Origin of the sequence: Streptomyces sp. NPDC053560 (assembly GCF_044544605.1) — a bacterium.
Taxonomy (GTDB): domain Bacteria; phylum Actinomycetota; class Actinomycetes; order Streptomycetales; family Streptomycetaceae; genus Streptomyces.
On the sequence record NZ_JBITXI010000009.1, the window covers coordinates 30,465 to 55,161 of the forward strand.

The window sequence follows — 24,697 nt, forward strand, 5'->3', positions numbered from 1 at the left end:
CCACCGGGTGACGGTCGGACGACCGCCACCCGGTGGCCCCGGGACGATGCAGGGATCAGCCGCGCGGGCCGGGTACCTTCGGCGCGTCCGGCGCGGACGGGCCCTCCAGGCCGTCCGAGCCGCCGGCGGCGCGCTCCGCCGCGATGCGGCCGACGCGGCCGCGGACGACGAACCAGCCGACGATCAGGGCCAGGACGATCACCGGGGCCAGCATGACCGTGTCCCGGCCGACGCCACCGTCGAACCACATCAGGACGATGACGCCGAGCAGGAACGCGATGGTGACGATGTCGGTGACCGGCGTGCCCGGGAGCCGGAACTTCGGGCGCTGGAGGAGGCCCTCCTTCGTCCGGCGGACGAACACCATGTGACAGATCATGATGACGACCCAGGTGCTGATCACGCCGAGCGCGGCGATGTTGATCACGATCTCGAACGCCTGGCTGGGCACGAGGTAGTTCAGCGCGACGCCCAGCACACACACCGCCGAGGTGAGCAGGATGCCGCCGTACGGCACCTGGTGGCGGTTCATCCGGCCGACGAACTTCGGCGCGGAGCCGGACATCGACATCGAGCGCAGGATGCGGCCGGTGGAGTACAGGCCGGAGTTCAGGCTGGACATGGCGGCGGTGAGCACGACGAGGTTCATCACGTCGCCCGCGGCCGGCACGCCGACATTGGAGAGCACCGTGACGAAGGGGCTCTCGGAGCCGCTGTACTTGTCCCACGGCATCAGGAGCGTCAGCAGCACGACCGAGCCGACGTAGAAGATGCCCACTCGCCACATGATCGAATTGACGGCCTTCGGGACGACCTTGTGCGGCTCGCTGGTCTCACCGGCGGTGACGCCGACCATCTCGACGGCGGAGTACGCGAAGACCACGCCCTGGAGGACGACGACCACGGGCAGCAGGCCGGTCGGGAAGAATCCGCCGCTGTCGCTGATCAGGTCGAAGCCGGGGGTGTGACCGCTCACCGGGTGCTGGGTGGCCAGCAGGAAGATGCCGATGAACATGAAGACGACCAGCGCGGCGACCTTGATGATCGCGAACCAGAACTCCAGTTCGCCGAAGATCTTCACCGAGATCAGGTTCACGGTCAGCACGACCGCGAGCGCGATCAGGGCCATCACCCACTGGGGCACGTCGGTGAAGAGGCTCCAGTAGTGCGTGTAGAGCGCGATGGCGGTGATGTCGGCGATACCGGTCGTCGACCAGTTCACGACGTACATCCAGCCCGCGACGTAGGCGCCCTTCTCGCCCAGGAACTCACGGGCGTAGGAGACGAAGGAGCCCGAGGAGGGACGGTGCAGCACCATCTCGCCCAGCGCGCGTACGACGAAGAACGCGAAGAGACCGCAGACCGCGTAGGCGACGGCGAGCGCGGGTCCCGCGGCCGCCAGCCGGCCGCCGGCGCCCAGGAACAGGCCGGTGCCGATCGCGCCGCCGATGGCGATCATGTTGATGTGCCGGGCCTTGAGGCCCTTGCTGTATCCGGCATCGCCCGCGTCGTGCGGGGCATTGCCGTTCCCCCCGTCCGGCGGCCGGTAGGCGTCTTCCTGGACGGTATGCGTGCTCACGGGTGGGTCATCTCGCTTTCGGGAGGGCGATCAAGCCACGGTCGGCCGCTGCGGGTCGCGCGAGCCGGGCCGACGGCACACCTTCCCCGAAGGACGGCCATCCGTCTGTGAAAGAGATCACACGAGCCGGGTTCTCCGTCCCGTGTTTCGCCCGTACCCCGCCCCTCAGTCCCTCAGGAGCAGCGCGAGCACCAGCACCACGGCCACCGGCCAGCCCGCCAGCAGGACGACCGCCCAGAGGCCGGCGCCCGGGCCCTTGAGCAGCGCGAGGAGCCACGCGACGAGGCCGGGGCCGTCCTGGGGGAGGTCCTGGGCGCGCTGCGGCCCCGGGCCCGGCCCCGTCCGCGGTGCCGCCGCTCCGGGGCGCCGAGAGGCGGCCACAGGGGGGACGGCCTTGCGCGCCGCCGGGCCGGAGGACGGCTCCGGTCCGGGCTCCGCCGCCGGGACCGTCCCGGCGGCCAGCGACGCCAGCGGCACACGCGCCGAGACCAGGGGCCGGAACGCCCGCTCGTCGGCCAGGAAGCGCGCGAACACCTCCAGGGCCATCGGCCGCAGCCCCGGCAGCTCGGCTTCCGTCACGGAGACCCGTGCCCGCGCGCCCGTCGCCCCGGTGACGACCACGCCGTACGCCACCTCCACGGGCCGGCCGCTGCGGTCGCGCAGCACCACGCCCTCGGCGCCGGGCGGTGACGCCTGGACGATGCGGTAGGAGAGCCCGATCCGCCCGCCGTCCGGCAGTGCCGCCTCCGCGTGCCAGCTCTCCCCCGCCTGAGTGAGGCCGCCGGTGATCGCGTCGCGCAGCAGCCCGGACAGGCCGCGCTCGGCCAGGAAGCGCGGTACGAGCAGCGTCCGCTGCCCCACCACTCGGCCCCGCGCCACCAGGAAGGGCCAGCACCCGTGGTCCCGCGCTCCACGGCGGTTCACGGGGCCTCGCCGTCACGCAGCACGGAGGACGGCATCCTGGCCACGAAGGAGGCCAGCTCGGCGTTCATCCGGTCCATGGCGATCCGCCGCGCGGAGGCGGCCTCCTCGGTGAGCCGGTCGACCTGGCCCAGCTCCCGCTCCCGCACCCCCATCTTGATGTCGCCCCGCTCGGTCAGCCTGCCGGCGAACATCTCCACTGCGGCCTCGCTCACCTTGTCGAGCTTCTTGCCGCCGACCACCGCGCCCAGCACGCCGGTGAGGGCCTTGCTCAGCCGGGTGCTGAGCGTGCCGCTCAGCCACTTGATCCGCTCCCCCGCGGTCAGCGCCGTGCTCCGCTGGATGTCGAGGATGAGCTGTCGGCGGGTGGCGTCGTCGAGCCGCCCGAGGATCGAGGAGAAGATGTCCGGCAGGATCGCGAGGAAGGGGATCTCGACGTACTGCGGATGCGGCAGCGCACCAGGGTGCTTGCGCATCTGGCCGTCCGGTTCCAGCGTCGCGAAATCGGGGCCGACCGCACTGACCGGCAGCAGACGGACGGCGGGGGCGTACTCGTTCCCGGCCATCGTGACGTTCTCGACGAGGTGCGCGAACTCCTCGATGCCGCACAGCGCGTCCCGCACCGCCGCCAGCGACACGCCCTCCGTACGGGCGTGTCCGGCGAGCAGGTCCCACTTGGTGACCACGAAGTGCACCGGCTTCTCCGCCGACTGGAGCAGCCCGAAGATCAGCGACATCTCGTGGTGGAAGTGGTCCAGGCCCGCTTCGGTGCCCATGAGCAGTTCGCGTACGTACTGCCCGTCCAGCAGGCACAGCACCGTGTCGGCCGCCACCAGCCGCTCGGTCAGTTCCTCCTGCGCCCGCGAGGCGGCGTCGTCGTGGGTGGCCTCGGTGAGCAGCTCGCCCGCGTAGTCCAAGTACTTGATGCGCAGCACCGAGTGGTTCGTGCCGCTCCGCCGGGTCTTGCAGTCGAAGGTGTACTCGCGGTTGCTGTGCACCCGCGTCGAGGCCGGCCACTCCTTGCGGTCCCGCACCTGGCGGTAGAACTCCATGAGCTCGATGCGCTGCGCCTGCGGGCACTCCAGGAAGATCGCGGCACTGCTCTGCACCTGGAGGCGCTTGAAGAGGCTGGCGAGGTAGACCGTCTTGCCGGATCCGGACGGCCCCACGACCAGCACGCGCACGGTGAACGGGTCATCGCTGAGTTCGAGCATGCGTCCCCCGTAGGCTCCGTACCGGACCAGCGGATGCTACTGAAGGGGGCGTCGCGCCGGAGGGAGAGCGGCCGCACCCTCACTCGTCGGAGTGGTGACAACTGTGGTGAGACAGCAATACTGTCCAACATGATGGAGTCCGCTGCCGACGAGAGCCTGACCGTGGACGAGCTGGCCGCCCGGGCCGGCGTCACGGTCCGTACGATCCGGTTCTACAGCACCCGCGGGCTGCTCCCGCCGCCCGAGCTCGGCCCGCGCCGCGTCGGCCGGTACGGCCCGGACCACCTCTCGCGGCTGGCCCTCATCGAGGAGCTGCAGCACCAGGGCATGACCCTGTCGGCCATCGAGCGCTATCTGGCGCAGCTGCCGCCGGACCTCAGTGCGCAGGACCTCGCCATCCACCGCGCCCTCGTGGCCGGCTGGCTCCCGGATCGGGCCGAGGAGCAGACCCGGGCGCAGCTGGAGCGGCGGGTGGGCCGCTCGCTGACCGATCCCGACCTGGACCGGCTGGCGGCGATGAGCGTGCTGGTGCGGACCGAGGAGAGGGACGTCTTCGAGGTGGATCCCGGGCTGCTGCAGCTGGGGGTGCGGCTGCTGGACGTGCCGATCGCGCTGGAGACGATCCTCGCGGCCCGCACCGTCGTCATGGAGCACACCCGCTCGGCGGCCCGGGAGCTGAGCCGGCTCTTCAAGGACGAGGTCGGCGCCGCGTACGAGGACGACGGACCGGACGCCGAAGAGGTGGCCCGCCGCAAGTCGCTCTCCGCCCACATGCAGCCACTGGTCGTGCAAGCCCTCGTGACTGCTTTTCAGCGGTCGATGAAGGAAGAACTGCAGGAGTGGTTCAGCGAGCGGTGAGCGGGAAGGGGCGGGCCCCGCAGGACCCGCCCCCGTTCGCGCGCGTCAGTCCTTGAAGCGCTCGCCCTTCTCCGCCTTCTCCAGCAGCAGCGGCGAGGGTGCGAACCGCTCGCCGTACGTCGCCCGGAGCTCCTTGGCGCGGGCCACGAAGCCGGCGACGCCGCCCTCGTAACCGTTGATGTACTGCATCACGCCGCCGGTCCAGCCGGGGAAGCCGATGCCGAGGATCGAGCCGATGTTGGCGTCGGCGACGGAGGTGAGCACGCCCTCCTCGAAGAGGCGGACGGTGTCCAGCGCCTCCGAGAAGAGCATCCGCTCCTGCATGTCCTTGAACGGGATCGACACGTCGGGCTTGGTGTAGTGCTCGCGCAGCCCGGGCCACAGGCCCTGCCGCTTGCCGTCCTCGCCGTACTCGTAGAAGCCCGCGCCCCCGCTGCGGCCCGGCCGCCCGAACTCGTCCACCATCCGGTCGATCAGCGCGTCGGCGGGGTGCGGCGCCCAGCTGCCGCCCGCGTCCTCGATCGCCTTGCGGGTCTCGTTGCGGATCTTCCGCGGCAGGGTGAGGGTCAGCTCGTCCATCAGGGAGAGCACCTTGGCCGGGTAGCCGGCCTGCCCCGCCGCCTGCTCCACGGAGGCCGGGTCGACGCCCTCCGCGACCATCGCCACGCCCTCGTTGATGAAGTGGCCGATGACGCGGGAGGTGAAGAAGCCGCGGCTGTCGTTCACCACGATCGGGGTCTTGCGGATCTGGCGTACCAGGTCGAACGCGCGGGCCAGTGCCTCGTCGCCGGTCCGCTCGCCCTTGATGATCTCCACCAGCGGCATCTTGTCGACCGGCGAGAAGAAGTGCAGGCCGATGAAGTCCCGCTGCCGCTCGACGCCTTCGGCGAGGCCGGTGATCGGGAGGGTGGAGGTGTTGGAGCAGAGCAGCGCGTCGGGCGCGACGATGCCCTGGATCTCCTGGAACACCTTGTGCTTGAGCGACGTGTCCTCGAACACCGCCTCGATGACGGCGTCGCAGCCCGCGAGGTCCTGGGGGTCGGCGGTCGGGGTGATCCGCGCCAGCAGCGCGTCCGCCTTCTCCTGCGTCGTACGCCCCCGGGAGACGGCCTTGGCGCACAGCTTCTCGGAGTAGCCCTTGCCCTTGGCAGCGGCGTCCGCGGACACGTCCTTGAGGACGACCTCGATGCCGGCCTTGGCGCAGCTGTACGCGATGCCCGCGCCCATCATGCCTGCGCCGAGGACCGCGACCTTGGAGACCTTGCGCTCCTCGATGCCCTTCGGGCGGTTGGCGCCGGAGTTGACGGCCTGGAGGTCGAAGAAGAAGGCCTGGATCATGTTCTTCGAGGTCTGGCCGGTGACCAGCTCCACGAAGTAGCGCGCTTCGATGGTCTGCGCGGTCTCGAAGTCGACCTGGGAGCCCTCGACGGCCGCGGCGAGGATGTTGCGCGGGGCCGGGTACGGCGCGCCGTTCAGCTGCTTCTTGAGGTTGGCGGGGAACGCCGGGAGGTTCGCGGCGAACTTCGGGTTGGCGGGCGTGCCGCCGGGGATCCGGTACCCCTTGACGTCCCAGGGCTGCTGCGACTCGGGGTTGGCGTCGATGAACGCGCGGGCCTTGGCGAGCAGGTCCTCAGGGGTCTCGGCGACCTCGTGGATCAGCCCGTTGTCCTTGGCGCGCGTGGCGTTGTACTGCGTGCCCTGGAGCAGGACCTTCAGCAGCGCGTCGGCGATGCCGAGCAGCCGTACGGTACGGGTGACGCCGCCGCCGGCCGGGAGCAGGCCGAGGGTGACCTCGGGCAGGCCGATCTTGGTGCCGGGGGTGTCGAGCGCGACGCGGTGGTGGCAGGCGAGCGCGATCTCGTAACCGCCGCCCAGCGCGGCGCCGTTGATGGCCGCGACGACCGGCTTGCCGAGCGTCTCGATGCGGCGCAGGTCGCGCTTGATGCCCTGGCCCGCCTCGAAGGCCCGCTGGGCGTTCTCGGGGGTGACGGCGATCAGTTCGCGCAGGTCGCCGCCGGCGAAGAAGGTCTTCTTGGCGGAGGTGAAGACGATGCCGCGGATGCTGTCCTGCTCGGCCTCCAGGCGGTCGGCGACCGCGGCGAGGGAGGCCTTGAAGTCCTCGTTCATCGTGTTCGCGGACTGGTTCGGGTCATCGAGGACGAGGGTGACGACGCCGGTCTCGTCCTGCTCCCAGCGGATCGTGCTGGTCTCACTCATGGTGCGTTCTCCGTAAGGGGTTCGGGACGGACGGTCAGAGGCGCTCGATGACGGTGGCGACGCCCATGCCGCCGCCGACGCAGAGGGTGGCCAGGCCGTAGCGCTTGTCCTGGCGCTCCAGCTCGTCGACGAGGGTGCCGAGGATCATCGCGCCGGTGGCGCCGAGCGGGTGGCCCATGGCGATGGCGCCGCCGTTGACGTTGACCTTGTCCAGGCCGATGCCCATATCGGCGACGAAGCGCAGGACGACCGCGGCGAACGCCTCGTTGATCTCCACGAGGTCGATGTCGTCGATGGTCAGGCCGGCCTTGGCGAGGGCCTTGCGGGTGGCGGGCGCGGGCCCGGTGAGCATGATGGTCGGCTCGGAACCGGAGACCGCGGCGGAGACGATGCGGGCCCGCGGGGTCAGGCCGTAGCGCTCGCCGACCTCCTTGGAGCCGATGGCGACCAGCGAGGCGCCGTCCACGATGCCCGAGGAGTTGCCGGCGTGGTGGACGTGGTCGATCTGCTCGACCCAGTGGTACTTCTGCAACGCCACCGCGTCGAACCCGCCCATGTCGCCGATGGCGGCGAAAGAGGGCTTGAGGCCGGCGAGCGAGTCGGCGGTGGTGCCGGGGCGCATGTGCTCGTCGTGGTCCAGGACGGTGAGCCCGTTGCGGTCGGTGACGGGGACGACGGACCGCTCGAACCGGCCGTCCTTCCAGGCCGCCGCTGCCCGCTCCTGGGACATCGCGGCGTACTCGTCGACGTCGCGGCGGCTGTAGCCGCCGAGGGTGGCGATCAGGTCGGCACCGATGCCCTGCGGGACGAAGTTGGTGTCGAAGTTGGTCATCGGGTCGTTGAACCAGGCGCCGCCGTCGGAGGCCATCGGCACCCGCGACATCGACTCCACGCCGCCGGCCAGGACCAGGTCCTCCCAGCCGGACCGGACCTTGGCGGCCGCCAGGTTGACGGCTTCCAGGCCGGAGGCGCAGAAGCGGTTCTCCTGTACGCCGGCGACGGTGTCGGGCAGCCCGGCGGCGATCGCCGCGATCCGGGCGATGTCGGAGCCCTGGTCGCCGACCGGGCCGACGACGCCGAGCACGATGTCGTCGACGGCGGCCGGATCGAGGTCGGGGAAGCGCCGCCGCACCTCGTGGATCAGGCCGACGACCAGGTCGATCGGCTTGGTGCCGTGCAGCGCACCGGAGGCCTTGCCGCGCCCGCGCGGGGTGCGGATCGCGTCGTACACGTACGCTTCGGAAGTCACGGTGTGGAGCCTTTCAAGATGAGGGTGAGCCGTGCGTAACAGAGGGTCGGCCGGGTCGGTGACCCCGTCAGCCGAGCAGCGAGCGGCCGATGATCTCCTTCATGATCTCGGTGGTGCCGCCGTAGATCGTCTGGATGCGGCCGTCGGTGAACGCCTTGGCGACGCGGTACTCGTTCATGTAGCCGTACCCGCCGTGCAGCTGCAGACAGCGGTCGGCCACCCGCTTCTGCAGTTCGGTGGCCCACCACTTGGCCATCGAGGCGTGTACGGCATCCAATTGCCCGGCCGAGTGGTCGACAATGCAGCGGTCCAGGAACGTGCGGGTGACGGCGCACTCGGTGGCCATCTCGGCGATCTCGAAACGGACGTGCTGGAGCTTGGCCAGCGGCCGGCCGAACGCCTCGCGCTCCTTGACGTACTGGGTCGTGATCTCCAGCAGGTGCTCGGCGGCGGCGATCCCGGCGACGGCGATGCCCATCCGCTCCTGCGCGAGGTTGGTCATCAGGTGGATGAACGCGCCGTTCAGCTCGCCGAGCAGGTTCTCCTTCGGCACGCGTACGTCGTTGAAGAACAGCTCGGCGGTGTCCTGGGACTTCTGGCCGATCTTGTCGAGGTTGCGGCCGCGCTCGAAGCCCTCCATGCCGCGCTCGACGACCAGCAGGCTGAGTCCGTGCGCGCCGCCCTCGGGGGTGGTCTTCGCGACGACGACCACGAGGTCGGCCAGGATGCCGTTGGAGATGAAGGTCTTGGAACCGTTCAGCACCCAGTGGTCGCCGCGGTCCTCCGCGCTCGTTCTGATGCCCTGGAGGTCGGAGCCCGCGCCCGGTTCGGTCATCGCGATGGCGGTGATGATCTCGCCGCTGCAGAACCCGGGCAGCCAGCGCCGCTTCTGCTCCTCGGTGGCCAGCGAGGTGAGGTACGGGCCGATGATGTCGTTGTGCAGGCCGATGGCCAGGCCCGCTGCGCCGGCCCGGGTGAACTCCTCGGCCAGTACGGCGCTGTAGCGGAAGTCGGGGTTGCCGCCGCCCCCGTACTCCTCGGCCACAGCCAGCCCCAGCAGCCCCTGCCGGCCGGCGGCGCGCCACGCCTCCCGGCTGACGATGCCTTCCTTCTCCCATTCCTCGTAGTGCGGCTCGACCTCCTTCTTCAGGAAGGTGCGCACGGTCTCCCGGAAGGCGTCGTGGTCCTCGGTGTAGATCTGGCGCTTCAGCTGCGCCGGCTGCTGGGTCATCGCTGCGGGCCTTCCTCGGGGCCGGCGCCGGGCCGGTTCTCGGGGTGTGCGGTGGACGGGGCTTCGGGGCGTGCGGTGGTCGAGGCCTCGGACTGTGCGGCCGTCGGGGCTTCGGGGCGTGCGGTGGTCAGGGCGGGGACGTTCCAGTCGCGGGCCACCGCTTCGGTGTCCGCGCCGGGCAGGGCGGGGCCGCCGCGCACGGCTCCCGGCGTACGGGAGAAGCGCGGCGCGGGCGCGGGCTGGGTCAGCCCGGCGTGCTCGACGAAGGTGCCGCGGGCGGCGAGATGGGGGTGGGCCGGCGCCTCGCGCAGGGACAGCACAGGGGACACACATGCGTCGGACCCCTCGAAGACGGCCGTCCACTCCTCCCGGGTACGGGTACGGAACCGGTCGGCGATGGCCGTACGCAGCTCGCCCCACTTGGCGAGGTCCTCCCTCGGGGGCGCCTCGTCCGCGATGCCGAGCAGCCGCAGGAACTCGGCGTAGAACCGCTGCTCCAGCGCGCCGACCGCCATGTGGCCGCCGTCGGCCGTCTCGTACGTGCCGTAGAAGGGCGCGCCGCCGTCCAGCAGGTTGGCGGCGCGGCAGTCCTGCCAGGCGCCGGCCTCCAGCATGCCGCGGATCATGGTGGTGAGGTGGGCCGTGCCGTCGACGATCGCGGCATCCACGACCTGGCCGCTGCCGCCTTCGGTGCGGGCGTGCTGGAGGGCCGCGAGGACGCCGATGACGAGGTAGAGCGAGCCGCCGGCGTAGTCGCCGAGGAGGTTGGCGGGGGCCACCGGCGGGCCGTCGGCGGTGCCGGTCATGCCGAGCGCTCCGGTGAGCGCGATGTAGCCGATGTCGTGGCCCGCGGTGTCGGCGAGCGGGCCGTCCTGGCCCCAGCCGGTCATCCGCCCGTAGACGAGGCGGGGGTTGCGGGCGAGGCAGTCCTCGGGACCGACGCCCAGCCGTTCGGCGACGCCCGGCCGGAACCCCTCGATGAGCACATCGGCCCGCTCGGCCAGGTCGAGCACCTGCTCCGGCCCCTCCGGGGCCTTAAGGTCCACCAGCACCGAGCGCTTGCCGCGGTTGGTGAGGTCGTGCGCCGGGTCGATGCTGATGCCGGAGCCGCCGGGGCGGTCCACGCGTACGACGTCGGCGCCGAGGTCGGCGAGGTGCATCGCGGCGAACGGGCCCGGCCCGATACCGGCGAGTTCCACCACCCGTACTCCGCTCAGCGGGCCGTTCCCTGTCTGCGCCATCGAGCCCCCTGTCTGTGACACTGCCTGTGACGCCGTCTGTGACACCACTGCTGTAACACTCGTGATGTTAAGAACGTGTTCCACTTTCCACAAGCCCCCTCAGGGCACGTTCGGGAACGGGCTCGGGGAGGAGCGGGAGGGGTGGTTCGGCGGCCGGCTCGGGGGTTGGTTCGGCGGCCGGCTCGGAGGCCGGTCGGAGGCCGCGGGCCGAGGGCTTTCCGGGCGGCATTGCGGGCGGGTTGGACCCGCCGCCATTGCCTGCCGGGAGGCCGTGGTGACAATGGCCGAATGTCTTACACGCACCTCGCCGCCGCACTGTTCGATACCGGCGCCGGCCAGGGCTGGCGCCAGATCGCCGAGCTCTCCATCGCGCTGCTGCTGTCCTCCCTCATCGGGCTGGAACGTGAGGCGCGCCAGAAGAGCGCGGGCCTGCGCACGCACACCCTCGTGGGCGTCGGCAGCGCGCTCTTCATGGAGGTGTCGATCCACGGCTTCGGAGCGGTCACCGGCATCGACGGCATCGGGCTCGACCCGTCCCGGGTCGCGGCGCAGGTCGTCTCCGGCATCGGCTTCATCGGCGGTGGCCTGATCTTCGTGAAGAAGGACGCGGTGCGCGGCCTGACCACGGCCGCCACCGTCTGGCTCACCTGCGCCATCGGCATGGCCTGCGGCGGCGGGCTGCCGCTGCTGGCGCTCGCGTCGACGGCCGTGCACTTCCTGGTCGTCCGCGGCTTCCCCAAGGTCACCGACCGCATCGCGCCGGCCCCGTCCGTCGAGCGCTTCGAACTGCGGCTCGCCTACCGCGCCCAGCACGGCCTGCTCGGCCGCATGCTGGAGATGTGCACCAGCGGCGGCTTCCAGGTCACCGACGTCCAGGTCGAAACCGACCCCGAAGCCCCCGACCGGATCGCCTCGGAAGTCCTCCTCGGCCTGGAGGGCACCGCATCGGCACACGACCTGGTGGAACGCCTCTCCGAACTGGAGGGCGTCCGCGGCATCACCTTGGGCCGCGAGTCGGACCGCACGGAGTGAGGACGGCTCAGCTGTAGAAGGAAAGCGTCCACGGTGCCGAAGTCCGCAGCGCCCGAAGGGGCGTGTTGACGCCATGTACAACTGATCCATAGCGTGCGACCACCCACTGCGCGAGTACCTTGACCCGCTGCGCGCATACGTGAACGACCGCACACGCACCTTGAAGGCGACCGCACCGAACGCGCCCGCACCGGCGCTCACACCGAAAGGGCCGCACCATGGCACGACAGGACGACGCGGGGCGGACGTACGACGTCGTCCTCTTCGGCGCCACCGGCTTCGCGGGCCGGCTCACCGCCGCCTACCTCGCCGCGCATGCCCCCGAAGGCTGCCGCTGGGCGCTGGCCGGGCGTGACAAGAGCAAGCTGGAGCGGCTCCGCGCCGAACTGGCGGCGAGCCACCCGGCCTGCGCCGACCTGCCCCTCGTGCACGCCGATGCCGCCGACCCCGAGTCGCTGCGAGCCGTGGCCGCCGCCACCCGGGTGCTGGCCACCACCGTCGGCCCGTACCTGAAGTACGGCGAACCGCTGGTCGCGGCATGCGCCGAGACGGGCACGGACTACGTGGACCTGACCGGTGAGCCGGAGTTCATCGACCTGATGTACGTGCGCCACCACGAGACGGCACGTGCCTCGGGCGCCCGCCTGGTGCACGCCTGCGGCTTCGACTCCGTCCCGCACGACCTCGGCGTGCTCTACACGGTGGGGCTGCTGCCCGAGGGCGTGCCGCTGCGCATGACCGGCATCGTCCGTACCAACGCCACCTTCTCGGGCGGCACCCTGGCCTCCGCGCTCACGGTGATGTCGCGGCCGCTCGGCATGGTGCGCGCCGCCCGGGAGCGGCAGCGCGTGGAGCCCCGCCCGGTGGGCCGCACGGTGCGCGCCGTCCCGGGGGCGCCGACCCGTGAGCAGGGCGTCTGGGGCGTGCCGCTGCCGACCCTCGACCCGCAGGTGATCGGCCGCTCCGCGGCGGCCCTGGAGCGGTACGGGCCGGACTTCCGCTACCGCCACTACGCCGGCGTCAGGCGGCTTCCCACGGTGGTCGGCGGCGTACTGGGCGCGGGTGCCGCGTACGGTGCGGCACAGGTCCCGCCCGCGCGCCGGTGGCTGTCGGCACGGCTCGCGCCGGGCGACGGGCCGGACGAGGAGCGCCGCGCCCATAGCTGGTTCAAGGTCCGCTTCGTGGGCGAGGGCGGCGGCCGGCGGGTCGTCACCGAGGTGTCGGGCGGCGACCCGGGGTACGACGAGACGGCGAAGATGCTCGCCGAGTCGGCCCTCTGCCTGGCGTACGACGAACTCCCCGACACCGCGGGGCAGGTGACGTCGGCGGTCGCGATGGGCGACGCGCTCACGGACCGCCTGCAGCGGGCCGGGCTGCGCTTCCGGGTGGTGGAACAGCAGGGCTGACACGGGCCGTACGGGCCCCGTACGCAGGGCGCCGCACCTCCGGCGCCGTACGGGGCGCCCTGGCCCTTGCGCGTCGGCTCAGGCGTCCGCGAGCGACCTCGGGCCTCTCAGGCCTCAGCGAGCGCCCGGCGGCACAGTGCGTCGGCGGCGCGGGTGGTCTCCGGCTGGCGGTAGGAAGCCGCCAGCCCCAACGTGTGGGCGCAGGCGCGGTCCAGGCCGACGCGGTGGCCCACGGACACGAAGACCGGCTTCACGCCCGGCTGCGTCCGAAGGGCCCGGCCGACCTCCTCGCCGCCGTCCAGCAGCGCGGAGGTGGCGCCCCGCTCCGGTCCCGGCGCCTCGTACGTGAAGGTGAACGGGTTCTTCGCGACACCGATCACCGGCAGCCCCGTGAGCACCCCGAGGTGGCAGGCCAGCCCGAAGCGGCGCGGATGGGCGAGCCCGTAGCCGTCGCAGACCACCAGGTCCGGTACGAGGGCGAGCCGGTCGAGCGCGGCGAGCACGGTCGGGATCTCCCGGAAGGCCAGCAGCCCCGGGACGTACGGGAAGGACACCGGGCCGACCGCCGTCGCCTCGTCGACGACGCCGCGCGTGCGGGCGTCGAGCGCGACGGCCGCGGCCGCGACGACGCCCCGCTCGTCGTCGTACGCGACATCCACTCCGACCACCGTGCCCGCGAAGCCCGGCTCGGGTCCGGGCTCGTCCAGGACGACGTGCGGGCGCAGCCGGTCCTGGGCGGCGCGGGCCGCGGCCTCGTCGGCGGGCCAGTTGCGCAGTTCGTCGTCGCGGGAGACGGTTCCGTTGCTCGTCATCGTGGCGCCCACGCTACCGGGCCCCCGTGGCGGGGTGAGAGACGGACCGAGGGACAGGAGAGGCAGCGATGACGGTGCCTGAGGAAGCGCGACCGGTGGTGGTCACGGAGCGGGGCGCGGTGCGCGGCGTACGGGAGACGCCGACACCCGTGCACGAAGAGCCCCCGACGCCCGGCCCCGAGGGAGAAGCGGCGTCTGTCGCCGCCTTCCGGGGGATCCCGTACGCGGCATCTCCTGTGGGCGAGCGGCGGTTCGCGCCGCCCCGGCCGCACCCCGGTTGGCAGGGCGTGCGCGACGCGGCACGGTCCGGCCCCTCGGCGCCGCAGGCCGCTTCGCGGCTGGAGGCCGTGATGGGGCCGCGCGCCGCGGACTGGGACGAGCACGGCTGCCTGAACCTCAACGTATGGACGCCCGCTGCCGCGCTCGCCCCCGGAGCGCCGCCCCGCGCGGTACTCGTGTGGTTCCACGGCGGCGGCTGGACCAGCGGTTCGGGCGGCTGGGACTGGTACGACGGCGCGCGGCTCGCCGCGCTCGGGGACATCGTCGTGGTCACCGCCAACTACCGGCTGGGCCCGCTGGGCTTCCTCCACCTGCCCGCCATCGGCGCCGCGAACCTGGGCAACCAGGACCAGGCCGCCGTGCTGCGCTGGGTACGGGACACCGCGGCGGCGTTCGGCGGCGACCCCGGCCGCGTCACCGTCGGCGGCCAGTCGGCGGGCGCCTGGTCGGCCCTCTCGCTCGCCCTCGACCCGGGCACCGGTGGCCTGGTGCGCCGGGTGATCGCCCAGTCGGGGCCGTGGGGGCTGCGCCCGCAGGCCCCGACGGACGCAGCGGAGCGCACCGCCGCCTACCTGCGCATCCTCGGCATCGATCCGGACGGCTCCCCCACCGCGCTCGGCAAGGCACTGCGCGCGCTGCCCGCCGGGCAGTTGGTGGCCGCGTACGGGCAACTGGCCGCCCGTACGGCCCGGCCGGGCGAGGTGGCACCGCCGATGTACCCGGTGCTGGGCGGGCCGGGACTGCCGCGCGCCTGGCAGGACGCCGTCGCCGACGGCGCGCTGGGCGGCAAGGAGCTGCTGATCGGCGCCACGCAGGACGAGATGACGGCGTTCCTGTCGTTCGGCGGCGTGGACCGGTCCGGCGTCGGCCGGCTCACCGGCCGGCTCTTCGGCGACGGCGTCACCGAGATCGCCGCCCATCGTGCGGCCCAGGGCGTCCCCGCCCACGTGTACCGCTTCACCCGCCGCCCGGTTGCCGACCCGCACGGCCTCGGGGCGACGCACTGCGCCGAGCTGCCCTTCCTCTTCGGCACGTTCGACGCGTACCCCGAAGCGCCGATGCTCGGCCCCGTGGGCGACGACGACCGCGCACTGGCCCGCGCCTTCGGCGGTGCCCTCGCCGCCTTCACCGCCACCGGCTCCCCCGAAGCACCCGGCCTCGCCCCCTGGGGCCCGTGGCTGCCCGGGCCGTCCCCGCAGGTCATGCGCTTCTGACCCCTTCGGGGAGCCGAGCGCCGGCCGCAGTGTCCGCGGTCTCACTCCTTGCCGCGGGCGCGACGGAAGCGGGCCAGGCCGTCGGCGAGGTCGATCAGCGGGTCGGGGTAGTCGTACTGTCCGCGCTCCCGTGCGGGCAGCTTCCACGGCTCGTGGACCGCACGCCCCTCGATCCCGGCGAGTTCGGGAACCCAGCGGCGTACGTAGGCGCCGTCCGGGTCGTACCGCTTGCCCTGGGTGACGGGATTGAAGACACGGTTGGGCCGGGAGTCCGTTCCGGTGCCCGCCACCCACTGCCAGTTGAGCTGGTTGTTGGCCACGTCGCCATCGACCAGCAGTTGCAGGAAGTGCCGGGCCCCCGCCCGCCAGTCCACGTACAGCGTCTTGGCCAGGAAACTCGCGGTCAGCAGCCGCCCGCGGTTGTGCATCCAGCCCTCGTGGGCCAGCTGCCGCATGGCGGCGTCGACGACGGGATAGCCCGTCCGTCCCTGCTGCCAGGCCTCGACCTCAGCCCGCGCCCCCTTCTCGGTGCGCCAGCGGTCGTGCTGCGTGCGGTACTCCTCGGCCGCCGCCCGGGGCCGGGCGGCCAGCACCTGGTGGTGGAAGTCCCGCCAGCAGAGCTGCCGTACGAAGGCCTCGGCTCCCGCGCCGCCCTTCGTGCGCGCCCGGTGCACCGCCTCCACGGGGGAGACCGTCCCGAAGTGCAGGTGCGGGGAGAGCCGCGAGGTCGCGTCGCCCGCGAGGTCGTCGTGCCGGTCCTCGTAGGCGTCCATGCCGTCACGGCCCCACGCGGAGAGCCGGGCCCGCCCCTCGGCCTCGCCGCCGCTCGCCAGCCCTTCCGAGACGCCCTTGACGGCCTTCCGGGACGGGATCTTCTCGGAGCCGATGCCGTTCGGCACCCGGACGGTCCGCGGGGCGCCCAGCGGCTTGCGCAGGCTCTGCTGCTCCCACTTCCGGGCGTACGCGCCGAACACCGCGAAGTGGTCCCTGGACTGCGGGGTGACCGCGCCGGGCGGTACGGCGGTCACGACCCCGTCGTGCACGTGCAGCCGCCGGCCGTCGGCGGCCAGCGCGGTGCGCAGCCGGTCCTCACGGCGCTGGGCGTAACCGCTGACGTCGGCCGACATGTACACATCGGCGGCATCCGCCTCGGCGGCGACCTTGCACACGGTCTCGGCCACGTCGCCCGACCGCACCACCAGCCGGCCGCCCCGGTCCCGGAGCGCCGCGTCGAGGGCGGTGAGGCAATCGGCCAGGAACGCCGAGCGGTTCGGCGTCGCGAAGCCGGCTGCACCGATGGCATCGTCCCGCACGAAGAGCGGCACCACCTCCCGCCCCTGCTTCAAGGCCGCGCGCAATGCGGGCTGATCGTGCACCCGCAGATCGGCGGTGAACAGGACGACGGACACGGTCATGGTGATACTCCGGTTCAGGAAGGCGCGTTGACGCCCCACGATGCCGTGCCGTCCGGTTCACCGCTCTACGCCACGCCGCCCACGGTCGGCTTGCGGTGCGCTCGCCCCTCTCCTTGATGCCCCCTCCGCTCGCGCCCCTCGAAGAGGCCGGTCAGGGCATGGTGGGGAACGCCCCGACGTACAAGGCTGGGAAGGGACAGCACGGGGGCAGGGGGCGGCGGAAGGGCGGCCGGCAATGGCGACCGACGAACCGGGCAGGAACGGAGCCGCACGCACGACTTCGAGGTGCGGCGAAACGGGGCACTCCGGAGAGCCGCCGATACGGGTGTTCCTGTTGGACGACCACGAAGTCGTGCGCCGCGGCCTGCGCGACCTCCTGGAGGACGAGCCGGACATGGCCGTCGTGGGCGACGCTGCCGACGCCCGCCAGGCGCTCGCCCGTGCCCCGGCGCTGCGGCCGCACGTCGCGGTGCTCGACGTACGCCTCGGCTCCAGTGCCGACACGGGCGACCACGAAGGCATCGACGTGTGCCGCGAGTTGCGCGTGGCGCTCCCCGGCCTGGCGTGCCTGATCCTCACGTCCTTCGATGACGACGAGGCCCTCTTCGACGCCATCATGGCCGGTGCCGCCGGCTACGTGCTCAAGCAGATCAAGGGCTCGGCCCTCGTGACGGCCGTACGGACGGTGGCGGCGGGCCGGTCGATGCTGGACCCCGGCGCCACCGCCCGAGTACTGGCCCGGTTGCGGGGCCCGGCCGTCCCCGCCGGCCCACCCGAGCTGGCCGGGCTCTCCCCACGGGAGCGGCAGATCCTCGACCTCATCGGGGAGGGCCTGACCAATCGCCAGATAGCCGAGCGCCTTTACCTCGCCGAGAAGACCGTGAAGAACCGCATCTCCGCGATCCTCACCAAGCTCAAGGTGGGCCGCCGCATCCAGGCCGCGGTCATCGCCGAACGCGTACGGGAGCGCGAGGAGCCACCCGGCTACCGGTGAGCACGGGCCCCTTCGCCCACTTGCCCGGCAGGCGGCGCCCCACATCGCCCCCACGCTCCAGGTATCGCCCGGAAACTTCAGGAATATCCATGGCCATGGCCCCGCACCGCGTCCTGATCGCCTACGGAAGCTCGTCCGAGTCCACCCAGGGCATCGCGGAGGAAATCGCCGCCGCACTACGGGAGGACGGCTTCGACACCGAACTGCGCCCCGCAGCGGAGATCGTGAGCGTGGGCCCGTACGACGCCGTCGTCCTCGGCGGCGAGCTGCGCGGAGGCCGGTGGCACCGCGAAGCCCGCCGCTTCGCCCGCCGGCACGCGGCGCAACTGCGTTCCCGCGCGGTCTGGTTCTTCAGCAACGGACCCGGCTCGGCAGACGCGTCGGCGAGCGGCGGGGCCGACGCGCCGCCGGTCCGCGGCGCGATCCGGGCCATGGACCGCACCGGCGCCCGCGGCCACCTCACGATCGGCGGCCCGGCCGGCCGCCTCCCCCGCGTCCCGTTCACCCGCTCGACGGCCCCTGGCGACTTCTCGGCCGACCACCGGGAGGTGTCCCGGGTCCGCGACTGGGCGCATCACATCGCGAACGAGGTGAGCGACTCATGACGGGGGCGGGGCTGCCGGGCGCGCCGGGGCGATACGTACGGGGTCCGGGCCGGGGAATTCGGCCGGCCGGCTCCACCGAGGTGCGGTGGAGGGGTCAGCGCTGGCCGCCGCCGAAGAGGGAGCCGAGGACGTTGCCGGCGAAGTCCAGGCCCGCCTGCTCCCGCGGAGTCAGCTGGTCCGGTTCGTCCGCGGGAGCCGCGACCGCGGACCCGGTGGCGAGCAGTCCTGCGGTGAAGACGGCGGCGAGCATGACCGTGAGACGTCGCATCATTGCTGTTCCTTCCCGTGAGGAAACCAGTGCGGCTCCATCCTCGACCGCCTGCCGACCACCCGCCACGCGACGCCCCCGGCGCTGCTGCGAACGGACCACGAGCGCCATCCGTCCTGCTCCGCGCCGTACCGCCCCGCTACAAGCCCGTGCAACACCTGTCCTATATTTCAAGGATGTTCGTACTTGAGTTGACCTACACCGCCCCTCTCGACCGCGTGGAAGCCTCGCTCGACGAGCACGTCGCCTGGCTGGACCGGCACTACGCCGCCGGGCACTTCCTCGCCTCCGGCCGCAAGCAGCCGCGCGACGGTGGCGTCATCCTCGCCTCGGTCGAGGACCGCGCGACGGCGGAGCGGATCAGCCAGGAGGACCCGTTCGTCACGGCCGGCGTGTGCGAGTACCGGATCACCGAGTTCATCGCCACCAAGACCGTCCCGGACCTGGAGCGCTACCGCGAGCAGCCGCCCGCCTGACGGAAAAGACCTGACGAGAGGGGTGTGCGCGCCGGTTTTCCGGCGAGCGCACCCCTCTTTTTTCATGCCCCGACGCTCCCGCTCACTCATTCGAGGGATGGCAGCCCGGCGCCAAACTGCGTACAGTTGATTGCAGTGAAGCCAAAAGTTGCAGTTTCGTGCACGGACCGAGTGATTCACGCAAGCAATGGACGCCGAGCGGCGGACGACGGGGACGAAGGGCGGGGTCAGCGATGAGCGGCATGTCGCACATGGAGCAGGAGCTGCGCAGCCAGCCGGAGACCTGGCGCGAGGCGGCGCGCCTGGGCGGCGCGGACGGCCCCCTGCCGAAGGCCGGCCGCCGTGTGGCCGTCATCGGCTGCGGCACCTCGTGGTTCATGGCGCAGTCGTACGCCGCGCTGCGTGAGGCGGCCGGCGCCGGCGTCACCGACGCCTTCCCCGCCTCCGAGGCGTTCCTCGGCGCCGAGCGGGGTTACGACGCAGTGGTGGCGATCACCCGTTCCGGCACCACGACGGAGGTCCTCCGCATTCTCGAAGCCGTGAAGGGCCGGATCCCCACGGTGACCCTGCTCGGCGACCAGGACACCCCGGCGAAGGAACTCTCCGACGAGACGGTCGCCCTCCCCTTCGCCGACGAACGCTCCGTCGTACAGACGCGGTTCGCCACCACCGCCCTGGCCCTGCTCCGTACTCACCTGGGAGAGGACCTCTCCGCCGCCATGGGCGACGCCGAGGAGGCACTGTCGGCTCCGGTCGCCCGGGAGTGGGTCGACGCCGAGCAGTTCTCCTTCCTCGGCACCGGCTGGACCGTCGGCCTGGCCAACGAGGCGGCACTCAAGATGCGCGAGGCCGCGCAGAGCTGGACCGAGTCCTACCCGGCCATGGAGTACCGGCACGGCCCGATATCCATCGCCGCTCCTGGACGCGTCACATGGCTCTTCGGCAACGCCCCGGAAGGACTGGCCGACGACGTCGTACGGACCGGCGCCCGGTTCGTGGCACACGACCGCGACCCGCTAGCCGACCTGGTACTGGTCCACCGCGTCGCACTGGAACGCGCCCGAGCCCGCGGCCTGGACCCCGACAGCCCCCGCGGCCTCACCCGCTCGGTCATGCTCACCCCGACGACGACTCCCTGACCGCGCCGTCGCTCCCTTACATCCCCTGACCGCCGGTCCATGGGCCCCGACGCTGTCGATCGACCGGCACCCGCGCCTCACAGGCACCGCCGCCGCAATCGCTTCTCCCCCACCCACCCTGTTACTCCTACGTGATCCCGAGACCCGGAGATCACGGGATCCCGATACCCCGAGACCCGAGACCCGAAATCCCGTGATCCCGGGATCCGCGGACCGTCCATACGCCAGGGAGGCCGGCTCCATGCCCCTCGTCCCCACGTCAGAGATCGTCCGGGCCGCCGATGAGGCACGGGTCGGCGCCATGTCCTTCAACGTCATTCACCTGGAGACCGCGGAAGCGCTGGTCGCCGCCGCCGAGCGCACGGGCATTCCGCTCATCCTCCAGATCAGTGAGAACTGCATCCGGTACCACGGCAGTCTGTTGCCGATCACCCGCGCCTCCCTCGCGCTCGCGGAGGCCTCGACCGCGCGGGTGGCCGTGCACCTGGACCACATCACTCAGCATCAGCTCGTGTACGAGGGGGTCGAGGCCGGGGTGGGCTCGGTGATGGTCGACGCCTCCGCCCTCCCGTACGAGGAGAACGTGGCGACGACGGCGGAGCTGACCGCCTGGTGCCACGAGCGGGGCGTGTACGTCGAGGCGGAGCTCGGCGAGGTGGGCGGCAAGGACGGCGTTCACGCACCCGGTGTGCGCACCGATCCGGACGAGGCGCTGGCGTACGTCACGGCCACGGAGGTGGACGCGCTCGCCGTGGCGGTCGGGTCGTCGCACGCGATGCGGGAGCGAACGGCCGTACTGGACAAGGAGCTGATCGGGGCGCTGCACGAGAAACTGCCGGTACCGCTGGTGCTGCACGGCTCTTCGGGCGTACCGGACGACGAGTTGCGCCGGGCGATCGCCGCGGGCATGACGAAGATCAACATATCGACCCACCTGGTCTCGGTGTTCACCCGCTCCGTCCGGGAGACGCTGACCACGGAGCCGGACCTGGTCGACTCGCGCAAGTACCTCAAGCCCGCCCGCGAAGCGGTGGCCGAGGAGGCGGCCCGGCTGCTGAACGCGCTCAGCGCGAAGACGGCACTTCCCGGCCAGTACGCCCCCGTGACCCCGGCCTGCGGCTGAGCCGGCGAGCGGGGAGCGGCTGAGTCCGGGGCCGGACAGCGGCTGACCGAGGGGGCCGGGTGCGGGTGAGTCGGGGAGCGGAGCGTCGCCGAGGACAGGGCGAGGGCGACGAAGGGGTTTGTGCCGGCGGAGAGGGAGAGGGGGCGATGTCGACGGTTAGGGTCTTCGCATGAAGCGCCATGAACGGATGAATGCCCTGCTGGAGCTGCTCGGGGAACGGGGCAGGGTGGAGGTCGAGGAGGCGGCGACCGCGCTCGAGGTGTCGGCGGCGACCATGCGCCGCGACATGGACGCGCTGGCCGAGCAGCAGTTGCTCACCCGGACCCGTGGTGGCGCGGTGCTCAGTTCCGTGGCGTACGACCTGCCCATCCGTTACAAGCACTCGCACCGCGCGGCGGAGAAGGATGCGGTGGCCCAGGCGGCGGCCGGGCTGGTCGAGCGGGGCGACGTGGTCGGGCTGAGCGGGGGTACGACCACCACGGAGATCGCCCGGGTGCTCGCGACCCGGCCGGACTTCGCGGAGGCCGGGCCGCAGCCGCATCTGACGATCGTCACGAACTCGCTCAACATCGCCAACGAGCTGGCCGTGCGGCCGCAGATCAAGATCGTACTGACGGGCGGGGTGGCGCACTCGCGGTCGTTCGAGCTGGTCGGGCCGTTCAGCGAGCTGGTACTGCAGCAGATCTCCGTGGACATCTCGTTCATCGGGGCGAACGGAGTGGATCCGCAGCGCGGCGCCACGGTGCACGACGAGGCGGAGGCACGCATCAACCGCCTGATGGCCGAACGCTCCCAGCGGGCCGTGGTCGTCGCGGACTCCTCCAAGATCGGGGAGCGCTGCTTCGCCCGGGTCGGCGACGCGGACGTGTTCGACACATTCATCACCGACGACCGCGTGGAGGAGTCGGTCCGGCAGGAATTCACCGACCGCGGCCTCCACGTCATCGCCGCCGCGACGTCCCGAGCCGCCTCCGGCCCCGCCTCCGCAGCTCCTTCTGCCGCTGCCTCCACCTCTGCCCCTGCCTCCGCCTCCACCTCTGCCTCTGCACCGACCCCGGCGCCGGATACCCAGTGACACGGGGCCCGGCCGCCGGTGGGATGACGGGGACGGGCCGATGCCGGTCGTGGGGCTCCGAGCACCGGGCGCGGGGCGCGGGGCGTCGGGCGCCGGACCTGGGTTCAGCGGGTGGGGTGAAGGAGGGCTTCGGCGCCGCCGTCCACGAAGAGGAGCTGGCCGGTGACGTGGGTGTTCTCGGGTGAGGTGAGCCAGGTGAGGAGAGGGGCGATCTGTTCGGGCCGGGCATGGCCGTTGAGCGGCATCGGGACGCTGGTGTCGACGACCTTGCGCAGGTCGGGGTCGGCGAGCATGCCCTCGGTCATCGGGGTGAGGACGGTGCCGGGACCGATGGCGTTCAGCGGGATACCGGCGCCCGCCCAGTCGTCGGTGACCGCCGTGCGCCGTACCCACCGGGCCAGAGCGGTCTTGGACGAACCGTAGATGAGGTGGCCCTCGCCGCGGTCGAGGGCGTTCTGTGCCGCGGTGGCCGCCGCCTCCTCGTCGCCCGCCAACGACGCCTCGACGATGGCCGGGTCGGCGGGGTGGGCGGCGGCGACGGAGGCCACGACGACCGCCCGCGGGGCGGTACCGGCGGCGAGCAGCGGGCGCAGGGTCTCCAACGTGGCGACCGCACCGAAGTAGTTGACCCGGACGGTGGCGGGCACGAAGTGCGCGAGGCCGGCGCAGGCGATGACGGCGCCGAGCCGGCCGCCGGTCAGTTCGCGGGCCTGTGAGGCCAGTTCGGCACGGCCGCTCTCCGTGGCGAGGTCTGCCGCTATCGCGACACCGTCGGCTTCCCTGGTCCGGTCGGCCCCGATGACGGTGTGGCCCGCGGCGCGCAGCCGGTCCGCGGTGGCCTTGCCGATACCGGATGCCGCGCCGGTGACGAGGTACGTGCGAGCGGAAGCGGAGGAAGAAGCGGAAGGGGAAGCGGCGGAGGATGCGGAAGAGGAAGGGGGCAGGGGCATGTCGGCTCCTTGCGGCTCGGGGGCACGGTGTGCGGGACAGGACGTACAGAGCGGGGCGTACAGAGAGGGGCGTACGGGGCGGCAACTCGCTTGGCTGGCAGCCAATTTAGATTAAGTGGCACGACATGCCAATAAGTCGGGACGCAGCGCTGTGGCAGAGTGACGGCCGGTGCGGTGGCACGCGAGGACGGCGAGGGGGGCGACGCGGATGGCAGCGGGACGCGGGCGGCCGTCGTTCAGTGAGGACCGGCGGCAGGCGACCCGGATGATGATCGCCGAGGCGGCGGCCGAGCTGTTCTCCGACCGGGGGTACGAGGCGACGACGGTCGAGCACATCGCGGCGGCCGCCGGGATCTCGTTGCGTACCTTCTACCGTTACTGCCCGGCGAAGGAGGACGCGCTCACGCCGGTCTTCACGGCGAGCGTCAGCGGCCTCGTCGACCAGTTGGCCGTCCGCCCTGCCGAAGAACCCCTGGTCGAGGCTGTCGGGGCGGCATTCGCCGAGGGAGCCGCGCTGCGCCGGCTGGCCGACGCGGAGCGGGCGCGGCGGCTGCTCCGGGTGATGGCTTCGGTGCCGGCGCTCCGTACGCGCTGGCTGGCGGCGGGCCGGGATATGCGGGACCGGCTCGCACCCGTTCTCGCCCCGCGCACCGACGGGGACCCCGACAGCATGGAGACCCGGCTGCTGGCCGCGGCGCTGATCGACGCCCTCACGGTGGCGATGGAGTTCTGGGCCCGGGAACAACACGGCCCGCAAGATCAGACAGATGAAGACGTCATGGTCCTGACCGCTCGGGCCTTGCGGTACTTGCGGATCGACGACCGGCGGGCGATGCACGCGGTAGCCGACGACGAGCTGTAACGGCGAACGGTCCGCAACGCCGGACCGACCCACCTCGCCCCCGCCGTGCGGCCGGCCCCCGCCCCGCGGCCTGCCGCTCGGCGCGAGCGGTGGTCAGCAGGAGCGGTTCTTGACGTACAGCGCGCGGGGGTCGCGGTCGGTGCCGTAGCGGACGTTCTTCGTGACGCCCTTCTTGAGGCGGCCGCGCGGATCGGGGCGCCACGGTACGACGATGGTGTAGCAGGCGGTCCGCTTGGCGCAGAGGTTCTTCAGGCGTACGTAGCGCTTGTGCTTCTTCGTGTAGTACTTCGCCACCTTGACGCACTGGGGCGTCCCCTGGTGCCGGGAAGCGGCGGATGCGGGCTCGGCCGACGCGATACCGAGCGTTCCGCTCAGTATGGCCGCGACTATGGCTATAGCCAGGTATCTACGCATGGGTCCCCCCGTGATCGGTCCACTTGACTATCGCATTTTCCGCGAGACGGACAAGGGACACCCCACCGTACAAGGGAGCACGCTGCGGCCCAGGGGGCGGCGGGGGCGCCCGGACCGGGGGCA

Annotated in this window: 23 protein-coding genes; 11 read left to right on the top strand and 12 right to left on the bottom strand. The window is 72.1% G+C overall.

The window, feature by feature from the left end:
• Positions 1–55: 55 nt before the first annotated feature.
• From ACIGQF_RS22040 to ACIGQF_RS22050, 3 genes are all read right to left on the bottom strand, one after another.
• Positions 56–1,459, bottom strand: coding sequence for an amino acid permease (locus tag ACIGQF_RS22040; RefSeq protein WP_399713572.1), 1,404 nt, complete (start codon positions 1,457–1,459; stop codon positions 56–58).
• A 285-nt stretch (positions 1,460–1,744) separates the two neighbouring features.
• On the bottom strand, positions 1,745–2,503 hold the full coding sequence (locus ACIGQF_RS22045; RefSeq protein WP_399712733.1) for a hypothetical protein: 759 nt from the start codon (positions 2,501–2,503) through the stop codon (positions 1,745–1,747).
• Complete coding sequence (locus ACIGQF_RS22050; protein WP_399712735.1) at positions 2,500–3,714, bottom strand: ATPase/DNA packaging protein; 1,215 nt, start codon at positions 3,712–3,714, stop codon at positions 2,500–2,502. The genes ACIGQF_RS22045 and ACIGQF_RS22050 overlap by 4 nt, the downstream gene beginning before the upstream one ends.
• A gap of 129 nt (positions 3,715–3,843) precedes the next feature.
• Here ACIGQF_RS22050 and ACIGQF_RS22055 point away from each other — a divergent pair, with 129 nt between their 5' ends.
• Positions 3,844–4,572 (top strand): MerR family transcriptional regulator, encoded by a 729-nt coding sequence (locus ACIGQF_RS22055; RefSeq protein ID WP_399712738.1) that lies wholly within the window; start codon positions 3,844–3,846, stop codon positions 4,570–4,572.
• A 45-nt stretch (positions 4,573–4,617) separates the two neighbouring features.
• Here the strand turns inward: ACIGQF_RS22055 and ACIGQF_RS22060 are convergent, their stop codons facing one another.
• The 4 genes from ACIGQF_RS22060 to ACIGQF_RS22075 all read right to left on the bottom strand — a co-directional run bounded on the left by ACIGQF_RS22060 (position 4,618) and on the right by ACIGQF_RS22075 (position 10,510).
• Complete coding sequence (locus ACIGQF_RS22060) at positions 4,618–6,789, bottom strand: 3-hydroxyacyl-CoA dehydrogenase NAD-binding domain-containing protein (protein ID WP_399712740.1); 2,172 nt, start codon at positions 6,787–6,789, stop codon at positions 4,618–4,620.
• Positions 6,790–6,823: 34 nt separating this feature from the next.
• Positions 6,824–8,038: an acetyl-CoA C-acetyltransferase gene (locus tag ACIGQF_RS22065; RefSeq protein ID WP_399712744.1), complete on the bottom strand. Its 1,215-nt coding sequence runs from the start codon at positions 8,036–8,038 to the stop codon at positions 6,824–6,826.
• 67 nt (positions 8,039–8,105) lie between these two features.
• Positions 8,106–9,248, bottom strand: a complete 1,143-nt coding sequence (locus tag ACIGQF_RS22070; protein WP_399713575.1) for an acyl-CoA dehydrogenase family protein — start codon at positions 9,246–9,248, stop codon at positions 8,106–8,108.
• A 17-nt stretch (positions 9,249–9,265) separates the two neighbouring features.
• The gene (locus ACIGQF_RS22075) at positions 9,266–10,510 is read right to left on the bottom strand and encodes a CaiB/BaiF CoA transferase family protein (RefSeq protein WP_399712747.1); all 1,245 of its coding nucleotides are present in this window, start codon (positions 10,508–10,510) and stop codon (positions 9,266–9,268) included.
• Between the two features lie 288 nt (positions 10,511–10,798).
• On the opposite strand from ACIGQF_RS22075, the gene ACIGQF_RS22080 reads away from it, so the two are divergent.
• Both ACIGQF_RS22080 and ACIGQF_RS22085 read left to right on the top strand, forming a co-directional pair.
• The gene (locus ACIGQF_RS22080; RefSeq protein WP_399712749.1) at positions 10,799–11,542 is read left to right on the top strand and encodes an MgtC/SapB family protein; all 744 of its coding nucleotides are present in this window, start codon (positions 10,799–10,801) and stop codon (positions 11,540–11,542) included.
• 218 nt (positions 11,543–11,760) lie between these two features.
• A complete protein-coding gene (locus ACIGQF_RS22085) occupies positions 11,761–12,948 on the top strand; it encodes a saccharopine dehydrogenase family protein (protein ID WP_399712752.1) in 1,188 nt (395 codons plus the stop codon).
• A gap of 107 nt (positions 12,949–13,055) precedes the next feature.
• Here ACIGQF_RS22085 and ACIGQF_RS22090 read toward each other — a convergent pair whose 3' ends face one another.
• Positions 13,056–13,760 carry an endonuclease V gene (locus ACIGQF_RS22090; RefSeq protein WP_399712754.1) on the bottom strand — a complete coding sequence of 235 codons (705 nt, stop codon included), beginning with the start codon at positions 13,758–13,760 and terminating at the stop codon, positions 13,056–13,058.
• Between the two features lie 68 nt (positions 13,761–13,828).
• Here ACIGQF_RS22090 and ACIGQF_RS22095 point away from each other — a divergent pair, with 68 nt between their 5' ends.
• Positions 13,829–15,253 carry a carboxylesterase family protein gene (locus ACIGQF_RS22095; protein ID WP_399712758.1) on the top strand — a complete coding sequence of 475 codons (1,425 nt, stop codon included), beginning with the start codon at positions 13,829–13,831 and terminating at the stop codon, positions 15,251–15,253.
• Positions 15,254–15,294: 41 nt separating this feature from the next.
• On the opposite strand, the gene ACIGQF_RS22100 is transcribed toward ACIGQF_RS22095, so the two are convergent.
• Positions 15,295–16,668: a cryptochrome/photolyase family protein gene (locus ACIGQF_RS22100; protein ID WP_399712761.1), complete on the bottom strand. Its 1,374-nt coding sequence runs from the start codon at positions 16,666–16,668 to the stop codon at positions 15,295–15,297.
• Positions 16,669–17,002: 334 nt separating this feature from the next.
• On the opposite strand from ACIGQF_RS22100, the gene ACIGQF_RS22105 reads away from it, so the two are divergent.
• Together ACIGQF_RS22105 and ACIGQF_RS22110 are read left to right on the top strand one after the other, a co-directional pair.
• The gene (locus ACIGQF_RS22105) at positions 17,003–17,662 is read left to right on the top strand and encodes a response regulator (RefSeq protein WP_399712764.1); all 660 of its coding nucleotides are present in this window, start codon (positions 17,003–17,005) and stop codon (positions 17,660–17,662) included.
• 89 nt (positions 17,663–17,751) lie between these two features.
• Positions 17,752–18,267: a flavodoxin domain-containing protein gene (locus ACIGQF_RS22110; protein WP_399712767.1), complete on the top strand. Its 516-nt coding sequence runs from the start codon at positions 17,752–17,754 to the stop codon at positions 18,265–18,267.
• A 94-nt stretch (positions 18,268–18,361) separates the two neighbouring features.
• On the opposite strand, the gene ACIGQF_RS22115 is transcribed toward ACIGQF_RS22110, so the two are convergent.
• A complete protein-coding gene (locus ACIGQF_RS22115) occupies positions 18,362–18,538 on the bottom strand; it encodes a hypothetical protein (RefSeq protein WP_361561162.1) in 177 nt (58 codons plus the stop codon).
• A gap of 173 nt (positions 18,539–18,711) precedes the next feature.
• On the opposite strand from ACIGQF_RS22115, the gene ACIGQF_RS22120 reads away from it, so the two are divergent.
• From ACIGQF_RS22120 to ACIGQF_RS22135, 4 genes are all read left to right on the top strand, one after another.
• A complete protein-coding gene (locus ACIGQF_RS22120) occupies positions 18,712–19,011 on the top strand; it encodes a YciI family protein (protein WP_399712769.1) in 300 nt (99 codons plus the stop codon).
• A 233-nt stretch (positions 19,012–19,244) separates the two neighbouring features.
• A complete protein-coding gene (locus ACIGQF_RS22125; protein ID WP_399712772.1) occupies positions 19,245–20,150 on the top strand; it encodes an SIS domain-containing protein in 906 nt (301 codons plus the stop codon).
• Between the two features lie 241 nt (positions 20,151–20,391).
• Complete coding sequence (locus ACIGQF_RS22130; protein ID WP_399712774.1) at positions 20,392–21,273, top strand: class II fructose-bisphosphate aldolase; 882 nt, start codon at positions 20,392–20,394, stop codon at positions 21,271–21,273.
• Positions 21,274–21,442: 169 nt separating this feature from the next.
• Complete coding sequence (locus ACIGQF_RS22135; RefSeq protein ID WP_399712777.1) at positions 21,443–22,348, top strand: DeoR/GlpR family DNA-binding transcription regulator; 906 nt, start codon at positions 21,443–21,445, stop codon at positions 22,346–22,348.
• Between the two features lie 104 nt (positions 22,349–22,452).
• Here the strand turns inward: ACIGQF_RS22135 and ACIGQF_RS22140 are convergent, their stop codons facing one another.
• Positions 22,453–23,298: an SDR family oxidoreductase gene (locus ACIGQF_RS22140; protein WP_399712780.1), complete on the bottom strand. Its 846-nt coding sequence runs from the start codon at positions 23,296–23,298 to the stop codon at positions 22,453–22,455.
• 208 nt (positions 23,299–23,506) lie between these two features.
• Here ACIGQF_RS22140 and ACIGQF_RS22145 point away from each other — a divergent pair, with 208 nt between their 5' ends.
• Positions 23,507–24,160, top strand: a complete 654-nt coding sequence (locus ACIGQF_RS22145; RefSeq protein ID WP_399712782.1) for a TetR/AcrR family transcriptional regulator — start codon at positions 23,507–23,509, stop codon at positions 24,158–24,160.
• 93 nt (positions 24,161–24,253) lie between these two features.
• Here the strand turns inward: ACIGQF_RS22145 and ACIGQF_RS22150 are convergent, their stop codons facing one another.
• A complete protein-coding gene (locus ACIGQF_RS22150; RefSeq protein ID WP_399712785.1) occupies positions 24,254–24,574 on the bottom strand; it encodes a hypothetical protein in 321 nt (106 codons plus the stop codon).
• Positions 24,575–24,697: the final 123 nt, after the last annotated feature.

Coding starts and splice junctions, on each gene's coding strand:
- ACIGQF_RS22040 (WP_399713572.1), bottom strand. CDS start 1,459: ATGATCGCCATCGGCGGCGCGATCGGCACCGGCCTGTTCCTGGGCGCC.
- ACIGQF_RS22050 (WP_399712735.1), bottom strand. CDS start 3,714: ATGCTCGAACTCAGCGATGACCCGTTCACCGTGCGCGTGCTGGTCGTG.
- ACIGQF_RS22055 (WP_399712738.1), top strand. CDS start 3,844: ATGATGGAGTCCGCTGCCGACGAGAGCCTGACCGTGGACGAGCTGGCC.
- ACIGQF_RS22060 (WP_399712740.1), bottom strand. CDS start 6,789: ATGAGTGAGACCAGCACGATCCGCTGGGAGCAGGACGAGACCGGCGTC.
- ACIGQF_RS22075 (WP_399712747.1), bottom strand. CDS start 10,510: ATGGCGCAGACAGGGAACGGCCCGCTGAGCGGAGTACGGGTGGTGGAA.
- ACIGQF_RS22080 (WP_399712749.1), top strand. CDS start 10,799: ATGTCTTACACGCACCTCGCCGCCGCACTGTTCGATACCGGCGCCGGC.
- ACIGQF_RS22085 (WP_399712752.1), top strand. CDS start 11,761: ATGGCACGACAGGACGACGCGGGGCGGACGTACGACGTCGTCCTCTTC.
- ACIGQF_RS22090 (WP_399712754.1), bottom strand. CDS start 13,760: ATGACGAGCAACGGAACCGTCTCCCGCGACGACGAACTGCGCAACTGG.
- ACIGQF_RS22095 (WP_399712758.1), top strand. CDS start 13,829: ATGACGGTGCCTGAGGAAGCGCGACCGGTGGTGGTCACGGAGCGGGGC.
- ACIGQF_RS22100 (WP_399712761.1), bottom strand. CDS start 16,668: ATGACCGTGTCCGTCGTCCTGTTCACCGCCGATCTGCGGGTGCACGAT.
- ACIGQF_RS22110 (WP_399712767.1), top strand. CDS start 17,752: ATGGCCATGGCCCCGCACCGCGTCCTGATCGCCTACGGAAGCTCGTCC.
- ACIGQF_RS22115 (WP_361561162.1), bottom strand. CDS start 18,538: ATGATGCGACGTCTCACGGTCATGCTCGCCGCCGTCTTCACCGCAGGA.
- ACIGQF_RS22120 (WP_399712769.1), top strand. CDS start 18,712: ATGTTCGTACTTGAGTTGACCTACACCGCCCCTCTCGACCGCGTGGAA.
- ACIGQF_RS22125 (WP_399712772.1), top strand. CDS start 19,245: ATGAGCGGCATGTCGCACATGGAGCAGGAGCTGCGCAGCCAGCCGGAG.
- ACIGQF_RS22130 (WP_399712774.1), top strand. CDS start 20,392: ATGCCCCTCGTCCCCACGTCAGAGATCGTCCGGGCCGCCGATGAGGCA.
- ACIGQF_RS22135 (WP_399712777.1), top strand. CDS start 21,443: ATGAAGCGCCATGAACGGATGAATGCCCTGCTGGAGCTGCTCGGGGAA.
- ACIGQF_RS22140 (WP_399712780.1), bottom strand. CDS start 23,298: ATGCCCCTGCCCCCTTCCTCTTCCGCATCCTCCGCCGCTTCCCCTTCC.
- ACIGQF_RS22145 (WP_399712782.1), top strand. CDS start 23,507: ATGGCAGCGGGACGCGGGCGGCCGTCGTTCAGTGAGGACCGGCGGCAG.
- ACIGQF_RS22150 (WP_399712785.1), bottom strand. CDS start 24,574: ATGCGTAGATACCTGGCTATAGCCATAGTCGCGGCCATACTGAGCGGA.